The sequence below is a fragment of the Anaerorhabdus furcosa genome, assembly GCF_900167375.1.
Classification (GTDB): Bacteria; Bacillota_I; Bacilli_A; order Erysipelotrichales; family Erysipelotrichaceae; genus Anaerorhabdus; species Anaerorhabdus furcosa.
Genome location: NZ_FUWY01000004.1, coordinates 149,669 through 163,395, shown reverse-complemented (window position 1 = coordinate 163,395; position 13,727 = coordinate 149,669). Strand labels below are relative to the sequence as shown.

At 33.2% G+C, this 13,727-nt stretch carries 16 protein-coding genes; 13 read left to right on the top strand and 3 right to left on the bottom strand.

The genetic code is table 11. The annotated features are described in order from the left end of the window. Window positions 1-112: 112 nt before the first annotated feature. Window positions 113-1,393, bottom strand: coding sequence for an EF-P 5-aminopentanol modification-associated protein YfmH (yfmH, locus tag B5D14_RS07645; RefSeq protein ID WP_078712010.1), 1,281 nt, complete (start codon window positions 1,391-1,393; stop codon window positions 113-115). Next, entirely contained in the window at window positions 1,386-2,639 is a 1,254-nt protein-coding gene (gene yfmF / locus B5D14_RS07640; RefSeq protein WP_078712009.1) for an EF-P 5-aminopentanol modification-associated protein YfmF, read from the bottom strand. Before yfmF ends, yfmH begins: the two co-directional genes overlap by 8 nt. Window positions 2,640-2,748: 109 nt before the next feature. Here yfmF and B5D14_RS07635 point away from each other — a divergent pair, with 109 nt between their 5' ends. Both B5D14_RS07635 and B5D14_RS07630 read left to right on the top strand, forming a co-directional pair. Next, window positions 2,749-3,336 carry a cysteine hydrolase family protein gene (locus B5D14_RS07635; RefSeq protein ID WP_159443757.1) on the top strand — a complete coding sequence of 196 codons (588 nt, stop codon included), beginning with the start codon at window positions 2,749-2,751 and terminating at the stop codon, window positions 3,334-3,336. Then, window positions 3,326-4,768, top strand: coding sequence for a nicotinate phosphoribosyltransferase (locus B5D14_RS07630; protein WP_078712007.1), 1,443 nt, complete (start codon window positions 3,326-3,328; stop codon window positions 4,766-4,768). The genes B5D14_RS07635 and B5D14_RS07630 overlap by 11 nt, the downstream gene beginning before the upstream one ends. A gap of 25 nt (window positions 4,769-4,793) precedes the next feature. Here B5D14_RS07630 and B5D14_RS07625 read toward each other — a convergent pair whose 3' ends face one another. Continuing rightward, entirely contained in the window at window positions 4,794-5,558 is a 765-nt protein-coding gene (locus B5D14_RS07625; protein WP_078712006.1) for a Cof-type HAD-IIB family hydrolase, read from the bottom strand. A gap of 141 nt (window positions 5,559-5,699) precedes the next feature. Here B5D14_RS07625 and B5D14_RS07620 point away from each other — a divergent pair, with 141 nt between their 5' ends. The 11 genes from B5D14_RS07620 (at window position 5,700) to dprA (ending at window position 13,656) form a co-directional block, all read left to right on the top strand. After that, complete coding sequence (locus B5D14_RS07620; protein WP_200804781.1) at window positions 5,700-6,929, top strand: S1C family serine protease; 1,230 nt, start codon at window positions 5,700-5,702, stop codon at window positions 6,927-6,929. A gap of 82 nt (window positions 6,930-7,011) precedes the next feature. Then, window positions 7,012-8,361: a signal recognition particle protein gene (ffh, locus tag B5D14_RS07615; RefSeq protein WP_078712005.1), complete on the top strand. Its 1,350-nt coding sequence runs from the start codon at window positions 7,012-7,014 to the stop codon at window positions 8,359-8,361. Between the two features lie 86 nt (window positions 8,362-8,447). Continuing rightward, window positions 8,448-8,723, top strand: coding sequence for a 30S ribosomal protein S16 (rpsP, locus tag B5D14_RS07610; protein ID WP_078712004.1), 276 nt, complete (start codon window positions 8,448-8,450; stop codon window positions 8,721-8,723). A gap of 2 nt (window positions 8,724-8,725) precedes the next feature. Then, a complete protein-coding gene (locus tag B5D14_RS07605) occupies window positions 8,726-8,980 on the top strand; it encodes a KH domain-containing protein (protein ID WP_078712003.1) in 255 nt (84 codons plus the stop codon). Between the two features lie 42 nt (window positions 8,981-9,022). Continuing rightward, on the top strand, window positions 9,023-9,529 hold the full coding sequence (gene rimM / locus B5D14_RS07600) for a ribosome maturation factor RimM (RefSeq protein WP_078712002.1): 507 nt from the start codon (window positions 9,023-9,025) through the stop codon (window positions 9,527-9,529). Continuing rightward, window positions 9,526-10,251 carry a tRNA (guanosine(37)-N1)-methyltransferase TrmD gene (trmD, locus tag B5D14_RS07595; protein ID WP_078712001.1) on the top strand — a complete coding sequence of 242 codons (726 nt, stop codon included), beginning with the start codon at window positions 9,526-9,528 and terminating at the stop codon, window positions 10,249-10,251. The genes rimM and trmD overlap by 4 nt, the downstream gene beginning before the upstream one ends. A gap of 162 nt (window positions 10,252-10,413) precedes the next feature. Further along, window positions 10,414-10,761 (top strand): 50S ribosomal protein L19, encoded by a 348-nt coding sequence (gene rplS / locus B5D14_RS07590; protein ID WP_078712000.1) that lies wholly within the window; start codon window positions 10,414-10,416, stop codon window positions 10,759-10,761. 51 nt (window positions 10,762-10,812) lie between these two features. Continuing rightward, window positions 10,813-11,364, top strand: coding sequence for a signal peptidase I (gene lepB, locus B5D14_RS07585; protein ID WP_078711999.1), 552 nt, complete (start codon window positions 10,813-10,815; stop codon window positions 11,362-11,364). 22 nt (window positions 11,365-11,386) lie between these two features. Beyond that, window positions 11,387-12,262 carry a ribosome biogenesis GTPase YlqF gene (gene ylqF, locus B5D14_RS07580; RefSeq protein WP_200804780.1) on the top strand — a complete coding sequence of 292 codons (876 nt, stop codon included), beginning with the start codon at window positions 11,387-11,389 and terminating at the stop codon, window positions 12,260-12,262. Then, the gene (locus B5D14_RS07575) at window positions 12,255-12,875 is read left to right on the top strand and encodes a ribonuclease HII (RefSeq protein WP_078711998.1); all 621 of its coding nucleotides are present in this window, start codon (window positions 12,255-12,257) and stop codon (window positions 12,873-12,875) included. The genes ylqF and B5D14_RS07575 overlap by 8 nt, the downstream gene beginning before the upstream one ends. A 46-nt stretch (window positions 12,876-12,921) precedes the next feature. Beyond that, complete coding sequence (dprA, locus tag B5D14_RS07570) at window positions 12,922-13,656, top strand: DNA-processing protein DprA (protein ID WP_200804779.1); 735 nt, start codon at window positions 12,922-12,924, stop codon at window positions 13,654-13,656. The last annotated feature ends 71 nt before the right edge of the window (window positions 13,657-13,727 follow it).

Below are 13,727 nucleotides of genomic sequence, written 5' to 3'. Positions count from 1 at the left end.
TCCATTTCTAAAATTAGTATAAATAGAGAAAAGTAATCATGCAAAAAGCCATATTTGCATAAACGGGTGTGTTTAAGCAAATATGGCCTAGGTGTATTTGTATATTTGGTGGTTATTGAGCAGATTTGATAATTGAAATAGAATAATTACTAAAATCCATCTCTTTAACAATTTCATTGCAATCTTCGACTGTGAGATTCTTAATCACATCAATTGTTTCAAACATATTAACACCAGTTAACTCATGTCTAAAATATTGAACTGTGATGTTATCTGGCTGATTGAATACCGATAAAGTTTCACCAAGTGATCGATTCTTTAATTGCATTAAAGCTTCTTTTGATATTCCTTTTTCTTTGAGTGTTTGGATTTCATCTAGAATAAATTGTTCGAATTCTTTCTCATTAATTCCTTCATCAAAGAAAAGGGTAAGTGCATAATCTTTTGAAAACTCTGATTCATAATCAAAGTAAGGCGATATTTTGTGATTTGTAATCCACTTTTGGTAATCGGGATTCATTGTAGTAAAGTGACTTTCAAAGATAAAACGAAATGCCCAGTCTGTTTTAACACGATTTAAGTCGGTTTGATTTAAACCACTGAACTTAAATCCAATACATGTTTTTTGATTCTGAACATCCATATGAATTATCTTCTCTTGCAGTAAGACTTCATTTGGCTCTTTGTCAAAATAGCGTTTAATTTCTTTGAATTCAGGAAATGTTTTTCTTGCTTGATTTTCTTTAATCAATTGAATAATCATTTCAGGATTTTTTGGAGTTACAGCAATAAGTGTCATTTTTTGAGGATGATAATTTAAAGAGTAACATGTTTCTAAATCTTGTTTAGTTGTTTTATTTACTGAATCACAGGTACCACCAATATCATTTTTAATTGGATGATTTTTGTACATTGATTTAAAGGTTTCAAAGATTAATCGGCTATCTGGCATCTCAAGGTACATGTTTAATTCTTGGCAAATAATTCCTTTTTCTTTTTCAACAGATTGCTCTGTTATTCTTAAATCTTGTACGAAATCTAGAAGAAGATTTAATGGTTTATCAACATCTTCATCACTTGTATCAAAATAGTATACAGTTTCATTGTATGAGGTAAAGGCATTTACATTTGCACCTAGTGCTGAATATTCATTCATAACATCGCCTTCTTCAGATTCAAACAATTTATGTTCAAGGAAATGGGCAATACCTTCTGGAAAGCTAAGAATTTGATTATCGCTTGTTTTTTGTGATGAGTCTAAACTTCCATAGGGTGTAGCGAATAAACAGGCTGTAGTTGCAAAATCTGGCTTATGCCAAACAACAATCTTTAAACCATTATCGCAAGTATCGGTGTAAATCATTTCATTGAGTGTGTTTTTTAATTTATTCATGATGATCCTCCTGCATTAAACAATAAGTAAGTTTTGGTTCAACTTGTTTGAATGCGTTGATGCAGTCTTCTTTTGTACATTGCCTTAATTTTTCAATTACATTTTCTATACGCAAGGAATCATTAAACAAGACTTCACGATAATCAAGAGTTAGACATGATTTTTGTGAATCAATACTTGAACGTAGGATGTTGATGTTCATTTTCTTTGTTGTCTCAAGTAATTCATCATCAAAGTCACCTTCTTTGATACGTTGAAGTTGTTTAAGGATTAAGTCTTTTACTTCTTCATAATTCTTTCCATCAATTGCAGTTTGAACTGTAATTAATCCATCATAATTATCAATACGTGATGAAATACTATAGCATAGACTTCTTTTCTCTCTTACTTCTTGGAATAGATAGGATGTTGGGAAACTTCCAAATAACCCATTAGCAAGAAGTATAGCAGGGTAACTCTCATCCAACATGGTTTGATTTGTTGTAAACATCATGACAACACGTGTTTGTGAGATTGCTTTTTGCTCAATAATCTCATCATGATTTTCGCGAATGTTTTTATCAAGGACATCAAGAATAGAATGTTTTTCATTGAATTTAAACTTTGATTGTATTCTTGCTGTAACATCCTCTTCGTCATAATTTCCAAGTACAAAGATATCCAAAGCATCGTCTTCAATAAGTTGATGATATGCCTTAACGACATCTTCATTTGTACAACTCTTTATTTCCTCAATGGTAGGCAATGCTTTTAACTCTTGTGTTGTATTGAAAAGACGCTTTGCTTGATCATTTGCGTGATTACCTGGTTGATCATGAAATGATTGAATCATAAGTACTAATCGCTCTTTCATTTCTTTAAAAAGTGTTTCATCAAAAAGACCATTCATAATTCTAGGGTGATAAATAAATTCATTCAAGACATCAATTTGCTTTGTGAGTAAATCTTCATTTACCACATTCCCATTTAGTGTTGATAGACGAAATTCAATCACATCTAGTTTGCCATAAGTATCGCGTAAGACTTTATAATTTGAACCGTATAATGTATCTAAACAGCGTGTCACCGCATCTTTAGTTGGATAGGCAATACACGTATCATTTAATATTTGGGTAAGAAAGGTACGTGCTGCACGATTGGTATTAGAAATTAAGTTTTTATAACGAAATGATAAAGTAATATCATTAAACTTTTCAGTTTTATGGTGATGTAAATTCACATTTTTGCTGATTTCAAGTGTTTTCATATGATTCCTCCTATCTAACAAGTATAGCGTATTTCGATTGAATTAGCACGCCTATGCCTTTAATTCTTGATACAAAAAGTTTATAATAAATAAAATGGAGATGACAAATATGAACAAGAGAAAACCATGTTTAGTAGTAATTGATATGATTAATGGATTTATCTTTGAAGGAGCGCTAAGCGATCAATCAATAAATTCAATCACAAGTAATATTTCTGATTTATCAAAAAAGTTTATTGAGAAAGAGTATCCAATATTAAATTTTAGAGATTCTCATCAAAAAGAGAGTAAAGAATTTGGAGCATTTCCTCCTCATTGTTTAGAAGGAACAAGTGAATCTCAATTAATAGATGCATTAAAACCATATGAAAATCATATGGTTACAATACTTAAAAATTCAACGAATGGATTTATGGCTCCTAAATTTTTAGAAACATTTAATGCATTGGATTGTGATGAATATATTTGTGTGGGTTGTTGTACAGATATTTGTGTTCTACAATTTGCGATATCTCTTCAAAGTTATATTAATGAACACAATTTAGATATTAAAGTTACAGTAGTTCAAGATAGTGTTGAAACTTTTGGAATGCCAGGGCATAGTCAAAATGAATACAATAAAATGGCATTTTCTATTTTAAGAGGTGCAGGTATTTATATAGCTGAAAGTGCAAAGGAGATTTGCAATGGACTTTAAAGAATTGATGTTGATGACTGATTTCTATGAATTTACGATGTCATATGCTTACTTCAAGCAAAACAAGCACAATGAAATTGCATATTTTGATATGTTTATTCGAAGAATACCTGATGGTGGCGGATTTATGATATTTAACGGACTTCATCGTTTTATTGATTTTGTGAAGGACTTTAAATTTGATGAGGAATGCATTGATTATTTGCGTAAGACAAATTATTTCGATGAAGAATTTCTAGCTTATTTAAAAGATTTGAAACTCAATGTAGATGTTTGGTCAGTAAAAGAGGGTACACCTATTTTTGCGAATGAACCGTTAGTAACAATTCGTGGAACACTTATTCAAGCACAACTACTAGAAACAATCTTATTAATTTGTATAAACTATTCAACGCTAGTTACAACCAAAGCGTATCGTATCGCTCGTGCAGCTCAGGGAAGAGGAGTACTTGAAATGGGTTCTCGTCGTGCCCATGGTGTGGATGCAGCGATTGAGGGTGCTAGAGCAGCTTATATTGCAGGTTGTAGTGCAACTGCTTGTACAGCGACTGGTGAAAAGTATGGTGTGCCAGTAACGGGTACAATCGCTCACAGCTATATTCAATTACATGATTCAGAACTTGAAGCATTTAGAAGTTATGCGGAAGTAACACCAGATAATTGCACCTTGTTGGTGGATACTTATGATACCCTTCATTCAGGGATCCCCAATGCAATCAAAGTAGCCAAAGAATATTTAATTCCAAATGGTCATCGCTTAAAAGGAATTCGTATTGATTCAGGCGATTTAGCTTACCTATCAAAAAAAGCACGTAAATTGTTGGATGCAGAAGGGTTAGAAGACTGTAAAATTGTAGTATCCAATTCACTAGATGAATACATTATCGATGATTTGATTTTACAAGATGCGAAGATTGATTCATTTGGTGTAGGTGAGAATTTGATTACGGCAAAGAGTACACCTGTTATTGGTGGTGTATACAAAGTGGTAGCCAATGAAAAGAATGGTGAAATTATACCAAAGATTAAAATCAGTGGCAATGTAGAGAAAGTAACAAATCCTGGATTTAAGAAAGTCATTCGTTTCTATGATAATGATACAAATCAAGCTATTGCGGATATTTTAGCGCTTAAAGATGAAGTGATTAGTAAAGATGAATATTTACTATTTGATCCAACAGCACCATGGAAACAAAAACGAATTCGTAACTATCACTATGTTGAACTTCAAGTCCCTATTTTCGTAAATGGTCAATGTGTCTATCATGCACCAAGTACAGAAGAAGTAAGACAATATTGCGTTGAACAAATGGATACATTGTGGGAAGAAGTAAAGCGTTTGCGTTATCCACATCGTTATTATGTTGATTATTCGCAAAAATTATTTGATTTGAAAAATGATTTAATTAAACAAAATACGATGGATATATAAAAACACGGGAAACCGTGTTTTTGATTTATTCATTAAGGATGTGTTGAGCAATCCATTTAGCGACACCATCTTGATCATTTGACTCACAAATAGTAGTAGCATATTGTTTGATTTCAGGTGCGCCATTATCTACAACGATTGCTTGCCCAGCATTCATCAATAGGTCAAGATCATTGTAATCATCACCAAAAGCAATGACATCTTTTAGTGTTATGTTAAGGTGTCTACACAAATCTTCTAAACCTGTTAGTTTTGATACTTTCTCATTGAGTAGTACAAAGTATGTTGGATTATTCTTTGCGGTAATGAGTTTGCAATGATAAGGACTTGTGTCAAAATTGAGTATTAATTCAGGATGCCTTGTAACAAGAGAGATTTTTTGTATTTCTTTTGTATTAATTAAAGAGTAATTAGTATATTCATGGACATGATCGCCTGTTACTAAAGTCTCATTGTTTGTAAGGATTACATCGGGATAAGTTATGTTTACATAGGTATCAGGTAGTTTTAATAAGGATTCAATTAGGTCTTTTGCATTTGTTTCATCAACTGGATATTCACTGACTATTTTAGAATGATAACTAGTTTTTGCACCATTTAAGGATATAATCCCATCCGCTTTAATAGCTTCAACATAATTATTCGCTCTTAAATAAGAGCGTCCTGTCGCGACAATTACTTTGATATCGTCCCTGTTATCTAATTTTGCAAATACATTTTTTGTAAAATCGGAAACTAGTTTGTCTGTATGGAGTAGTGTTTGGTCTAAATCAATAGCTAATAATTTCATATGTCAAACCTCCCTTTTTACCTATTATAATACTCCTGAATTAACTATAATATAAGTACATCTTCACATAAAGTTCAAGTTCAAAACATTTTCTTTTCACAAAGAGTTGGTATAGTATGAACGTACAAAGGAGGAAATACAATGTTTGAATCAAAAAATGATAAATTGATTAATAAAGTCTGGAATGAGACAGAAAATAAAGAAAAACAAGAAGAAATGAAAACAGAAGAAGTACGTGAAGAAGTAAAAGTTGAAAGTGAACCTGTAAAAGAATCGGTAAAGGTTGAAAGAAAAGAACCTAAAAATTACTCTACAACTAAATTACTTGTTTCAGTTGCACTAGTGGCGGGAACATTTGGATTTGGTGGAAGTTATTTAGCAAATCAAATTCAAGGACCACGTAGTACTATTGTTCAAAATAGTACGTCAAATATTGCCAATACAAGTCTAGGTAGTGATGGTTTATCAATGCAAAAAATTATTGAAAATACAGCACCGAGTGTGGTTGAAATTAGAACGGAAACAGTTTCTAATGGCTTCATGCTTCAAGAATATGTATCAGAAGGTGCAGGTTCAGGTGTTGTGCTTACAAGTGATGGGTATATTGTTACAAATAACCATGTCATCAACAATGCAAGAAACATCAATGTGACCTTATCAGATGGTACAACTTATGTGGCTGAATTAATTGGAACAGATCCAACGACAGATTTGGCAGTCATTAAGGTTGATGCAAAAGGATTAAGTGCGGCAGTTATTGGAAATTCAGATAACTTAAAAGTTGGTGATGGGGTTATCGCTATTGGTAATCCGCTAGGTACCCTTGGTGGATCAGCTACAGATGGTATTATTAGTGCATTAAATCGTGAAATCACAATCGATAACGAAACGATGAATTTACTTCAAACCAATGCTGCAGTAAACCCTGGTAACTCAGGCGGTGGACTATTTAATGGTGCTGGTGAGTTAATTGGAATTGTTAATGCAAAATCAAGTGGTAGCGATGTTGAAGGATTGGGATTTGCGATTCCATCGAATGATGTAGTCAATGTTGCAGACCAACTTATCAACAATGGTTATGTTTCAAATCGTGCAACAATTGGTGTTTATTTATCAGAAGTAACACAAAACAATGGACAAGTTGTTCCTGGGTTATACATTAGTGAAGTTATTGAAGGATCAGGTGCTCAAAAGGCTGGACTTCAAGCTTATGACCGTATTATCTTTGTAGGTGATACAGAAATTACAAGTTATAGTGATTTGAAGAAAATTATTAAAGAATACAATGTAGGTGATACAATCCAAATGACTGTGGTACGTGATGGTAAACAAATTGTTACAGATGTAACGCTTACTGAATCAAAACAATAGGATAAACTTATAAAACAGATGCAAAAAATGCGTCTGTTTTCTTTTGTTTTATGGTATCATAGTGTGGAAAGGCGTTGATATTATGGCATTTGATTCATTAAGTAATAGACTGAATAAAGCTTTACGTGATTTATCAGGTAAAGGAAGACTTACAGAAAAAAATATGGAGGATATGCTAAAGGAAGTCAGAATTGCACTTCTAGAGGCAGATGTAAATTATAAAATCGTAAAAGATTTTTTAGTGCGTGTTAAGGAAAAATCACTCGGGACAGATGTATTGGAAGCAGTTGATCCTTCAAGCATGGTGGTTAAAATTGTACACGATGAAATCGTTGAACTATTAGGAACACAAGAAGCAACTCTTAATTATGCAGAAGATGGTATGACTGTCATCATGATGGTTGGGTTACAAGGTACAGGTAAAACAACATCTATCGCAAAAGTTGCGAATTTAGTTAAGAAAAAACATAATCGTAATCCACTTCTTGTTGCAGCGGATATTATTCGTCCAGCAGCAATTGAACAACTTCAAACATTGGGTAAATCTATTGATGTTGAAGTATTTACAAAGGGAATTGAAACACCGGCTACAGAAACTGTAAAACAAGCGATGCTTTATGCAAAAGAAAAAGGCTATGATACAGTGTTCATTGATACGGCAGGACGTTTGCACATTGATGAAGAATTGATGAATGAATTAAAAGAAATCGAGAATTTAGTTCATCCTAATGATATCTTATTAACAGTAGATGCAATGACAGGACAAGATATTGTCCAAGTGGCGAAATCATTCCATGAACAATTGAATGTTACAGGTTTAGTTGTTACTAAATTTGATGGTGATTCTCGTGGTGGTGGTGTTCTATCTGTTCGTTCCATTACACAAGTTCCTGTAAAGTTTGTTGGTCAAGGTGAAAAGATTGATGATTTAGAGTTATTCTATCCAGATCGTATGGCTGATCGAATTTTGGGTATGGGTGATATTGTTACTCTTGTTGAGCAAGCCCAAGAAAAAATGGATTTAGAAGAATCTGAGAGAGCTGCAAAACGAATGATGGAAGGTACATTCACGATGGAGGATATGTTAAGCCAACTTGAACAAGTATCGAAGATGGGTCCTATTGGTGGTATCTTAAAGATGCTTCCAGGCATGAACCAATATGCTGACATGATTAATGATGCAGATGCTGAAAAAGGATTAAAGAAGCAAAAAGCAATCATTCAAAGTATGACACTAGAAGAAAGAGAAGATCCTTCCATATTAAATAATCGTCGAAAGAATAGAATTGCCAAGGGAAGTGGCTCTACGCCACAAGAAGTATCCAAGATGGTAAGTCAGTTTGAGAAAATGCAAAAAATGATGAAACAGATGGGTGCTTTAAGTAAAGGTGGTAAACTACCAAATCTTGGTGGTATGTTTGGTAAAAAATAAATTTCAAGGTGTTAAGCAAAAAGACTTGACACCTTGTTTCGTTTCTTATATTATAGTAAAGGTTAAATAACAAGGAGGAAATCACAATGGCAGTTAAATTACGTTTAAAAAGAATGGGTGCAAAGAAGGCTCCTTTCTATAGAATTGTTGCAGCAGATTCACGTTCTCCAAGAGATGGACGCGACATTGAAACTATCGGTTTCTATAACCCTACAACTCAACCAGCTACAGTTAAATTAGATACTGAATTAGCGATGAAATGGTTAAGTGTAGGTGCTCAACCTTCTGATACAGTTCGTAATATCTTATCCAAAGAAGGTGTTATGAAAACTTTCCACGAATCTAAGAAAAGCGCAAAATAGTTATGGTAGAATTAGAAAAAGTATTGCTTAATCTTGTAACACCAATGGTGGAAGAGGCAAATTCTTTGGATGTTCGTCAGATGCCTAGCTTAAATGAGAACGAAATCATACTTTATGTTTACGCTAAGAGTGAAGATGTTGCTCGTTTAATTGGACGTCAAGGTTCTATGGCATCAGCACTTAGACAAATGATGTCTATTGCTTCTAGAATTGAAGATAAGAAGATTACGATCAAATTTGAAACATTAACACTATAGGATGCTTGTGCATCCTTTTTCTTTCTTGATAGGAGAAATACGATGGATAAATTAAAAATAGGCGTTATTACAAATACATTTGGCATTAAAGGGGAACTAAAAATAAAAAGTTTCACTGATTTTACTGAGGAAAGATTTGCAAAAGGAAGTAAAGTGGAACTGCTCATTCAGGACAAGTACAAAGAAATGACAATCCAAAGTGCTAAAGAGCATAAAGGAATGATGATCATTCAATTCAAAGGATATGAAAATATCAATGATGTAGAATGTTTTAAAGGCGTTGAGTTGTATATTAACAAAAGTGATTTACATCCTCTTAAAAATGGTGAATATTATTTCTTTGAGTTAGTAGGTCTTACAGTTGTAAATGAAACAGGAGATCCTTTGGGTACTGTATTAAGAGTAGAAGAAGGCTTAGCTCACAACTTATTACGCATAGAGAAATTAGATGGTTCTACAGGCCTTGTTCCATATAATCCAGCATTTATATTGCGTGTGGATATGGCAAAGAAAATCATCCAAATTAAAGTTATTGAGGGATTGTTATGAGAATAACAATTTTAACGCTATTCCCTGAAATGTTTGATGGATTTGTTCATACGAGTATTATTGCTCGTGCTATCAAGCAAGAAAAAGTGACAGTTGAATGTATAAATATCCGTGATTTTACATTGGATAAGCACAATCATGTTGATGATACTCCATTTGGAGGGGGTCGTGGCATGGTGATGATGTGCCAACCTGTTTTGGATGCATTGGCATCGGTAAGAACTGAGAATTCAAAGGTATTGTTACTTGCGGCAGCAGGGGAAACATTTACACAAAAGAAAGCTCGTGAGTATGCATCAATTGAACACTTGATCTTAATTTGTGGTCACTATGAGGGGTTAGATGCCCGTATTTATGATTATGTTGATGGGTTGCTTAGCATTGGTGACTATATTTTAACAGGTGGAGAATTAGCATCGATGATTGTTTCTGATGCAGTTATTCGTTTATTAGATGGTGTCATTATGGAAGAGAGTCACCAAGATGAATCCTTTGAAAATGGACTATTGGAGTATCCACATTATACAAAACCGGTTGAATATGATGGTAAAAAAGTTCCTGATGTACTCTTATCTGGACATCACGAAAACATTCGACAATATCGCTTAAAAGAATCACTAAAGAATACTTATATAAATCGTCCAGATTTGTTAGAAAATCGTGAATTTAGCAAAGAAGAAGTAAAGCTACTTGAAGCTATAAAATCAGAAAATAAACTTTAAGATAGAATGAAGACATTGAAATAAAGAAAAGATTACCACTAAATGTTTACTTGCAATTCAAGTAGGACTATGGTATCATTTTCTAGCCTAATGGCGTCAATGTTCCGCTGATCACTGGATGAATGAACAATTGATTTACTTGATGAAAAGGAGAAAATGAAGATGAATTTAAACTTAGTAAATGAAATTACTAAAGATCAACTTCGCACAGACATTCCTGACTTCCGTCCAGGTTGTACAGTACGCGTTGACGTAAGAATTAAAGAAGGAGACAAATCTCGTATCCAAGCATTCGAAGGATTAGTAATCGTTAAGCAAGGAAGAGGTATTGGAGAAACATTCACTGTTCGTAAAATTAGTAGTGGTGTTGGGGTAGAAAGAACTTTCCCAGTTCATTCACCAATTATCGACAAAATTACAGTAGTTCGTAAAGGTAAAGTTAGAAGATCTAAACTATTCTACTTACGTGGACTTTCTGGTAAAGCTGCTCGTATTAAAGAAATTCGTTAATTTAAGCCGGTTATCCGGCTTTTATTGTATAATAGACATGAGGTGTCGGTGATGAAAGATATAAATTGGAAAGCTGAAATATTGGATTTCTTAAAAACATTGTTAATTAGTTTTATTATCATCTTTGTAATTACAAAGTTTATTGCAAGGCCAGTACGTGTTAATCAAAATTCAATGTATCCAACAGTGATTGATCAATCTGTGGGAGTAACCAATATTTTCTCAGTAGAAGTATTGCATGATATCAATCGATTTGATATTGTTGTGGTCAAAACGGATGATGGGAAGAATTTAATTAAAAGAGTAGTTGGATTACCTAATGAAACATTATCTTTTAAGAATGATGTACTTTATATTAATGAACTACCTATTGAACAACCATTCTTTGATCAAAAATATGTAGATGAAGAAAAAGAAAAATTTGGTTTATTTACAAATGATATACAAGAAATTACACTAGGACCTGATGAAATATTTTGTTTAGGTGATAATCGTCCTTATTCAAAAGATTCAAGAGAGTATGGTCCATTTAAAGAATCACAAGTAATGGGAAAAGGAATTTTTATTCTTTATCCATTTAATCGTTTTGGAAGTGTTGATTAAATAATAAAGAGGAGGTGAAGTTATGCCAGAGAATGAGAATAATCAAGAAATGATGAATATTAACTGGTTTCCAGGTCATATGACTCGTGCTAAAAGGCAAATGCAAGAAGCATTGAAAACTGTAGATATGGTCATCGAATTAAGAGATAGTCGTATACCCAATGCGAGTAAAAATCCAATGATTGAACAGCTTATTCAAGGTAAACCTCGTTTAATTCTTTTATCTAAAAAAGATAAAGGGGATAACAAAGAAATCGAGAAATGGATTCAAGCATTATCGAATGATACAACGATGGTTGTTTCGGTAGATTTAATCCATGATAACGTTGTCGAAATTATTGTAAATGCTTGTAAGAAAGTAATGAAGCCTAAGATTGATAAACAAATTTCAAGAGGGATAAGACCACGAGCAATTCGAGCGATGGTGTGTGGAATTCCCAATGTTGGTAAATCTACATTGATTAACCGCATTGTTAAGAAGAAAGTTGCGGAAACTGCCAATAAACCTGGAGTTACACGTGCTTTGAAATGGATTAAGTTAAATAAAGATTTAGAATTATTGGATACACCAGGTGTGTTGTGGCCAAAATTTGAAGATCCTGAAGTAGGATATTATTTGGCATTGACAGGTGCAATAAGAGATGAAATCTTAAATTTAGAAGAAATTGCAGCATTTGCGATGAAACGATTAATTGCACAATATCCAGAAAATCTTACCCATCTTTATGGTATAGAAGTGGTGGATGATCCTTACAAAATGATTGAAGAAATTGGAAGAAGTAAAAACTTAATTAAAGCAAATAATGAAGTGGATTATGATCGTTCCGTTGATTTCTTTATCAAAGATGTTAGAGCTGACAAATGTGGGAGAATTACGTGGGAGAAAGTAGATGTCTAAGCATACTACAAACGAATACGAAACTCTTTATTGGGGACAATCAAGACTGATTGTTGGACTTGATGAAGCAGGAAGAGGACCACTTGCAGGGCCTTTGGTTGTTGCGGGTGTTGTGTTTAATCAAGGATATGAGAATGATGATATTTATGATTCAAAAGGGATATCATTAAAGAAAAGAGAATCACTTTATGATTTAATTCTTGAAGAAGCAAAAGAATATTTTATTGAAATTATAGAACCAAAAGTAATTGATGATGAGAATATTTATCGCGCTACTCAAAATGCAATGGATCGAATTGCATCAAAGGCAAGTGTAGGGGTTGTTTTAACCGATGCAATGCCTTTACCAAACCAAACAAAAGAAGTTGTCTCTTTAATTAAAGGTGATCAAAAAAGTATAAGTATTGCTGCTGCAAGTATTCTTGCAAAAGTAACACGTGATCGCATCATGATTGAATATGATAAACAGTATCCAGCGTATGGATTTAAGCAACATAAAGGATATCCTACCAAACAACATCTAGAAGCACTAGAAAAGTATGGTGTCTTAGAAATACATAGAAGAAGTTATGGACCTGTTCAAAACTGCTTGCAAATGAAATTGGATTTATAAAAGTGGGAAACCACTTTTTATTTCGTATATAAAAGTAGGTGATATGATGAAATATTCAGAGAGAATAGCTTACTATGCTTATGAAGTAGAAGGTGATTGGGATAAAATTGCACTCAAAATCAAAAATCATGATGAACCTATAATTACACCTATCCTGGAACAATATGTGACCATTGTTGATCATGAGTACCCAAATCAATTAAGAGATTTAAGATTTCCTCCTTGGATTTTATTTTATCAAGGAGATTTATCATTAACTAAAAAATCATGTATGAGTGTTATTGGTACTCGAAATCCAAGTGAATATGGAAATTTTGTAACGGAGAAATTAGTTGAAGATTTGGCGAATCGCTATGTAATTGTATCAGGTCTTGCTAAAGGAATTGATGCAAAAGCGCACGAAGTAGCTTTGAAAAAGGGTAAAACAATTGCAGTTATTGGAAGTGGATTGAGCATAAATTATCCAAGTTGTAATCAAAAGATATATGATGAACTAAAGAATAAACATCTGATTTTATCAGAATATCCGTTTTATACCAAAGTAAAACGTCATCATTTTCCTTGGCGAAATCGCATCATTGCAGCATTATCTAAAGCTTGTATTGTGTGTGAAGCAAGGATTAAAAGTGGCACAATGCTCACGGTAAATGAGGCTATTTCCTTATCAAAAGAGGTTTATGTGGTACCTCATCGTTTGGGTGAAAAAGAGGGTGAGGGATGCAATTTATTGATTGATCAAGGAGCTCAAATCATTCCATCGCTTGATAAAATAGAAATTTAAATACATTGCAATGTGTTGAAAAGTGTGTTAATTTAGGATATCGTAAACAATACAAGAGTTTGGATAATAAC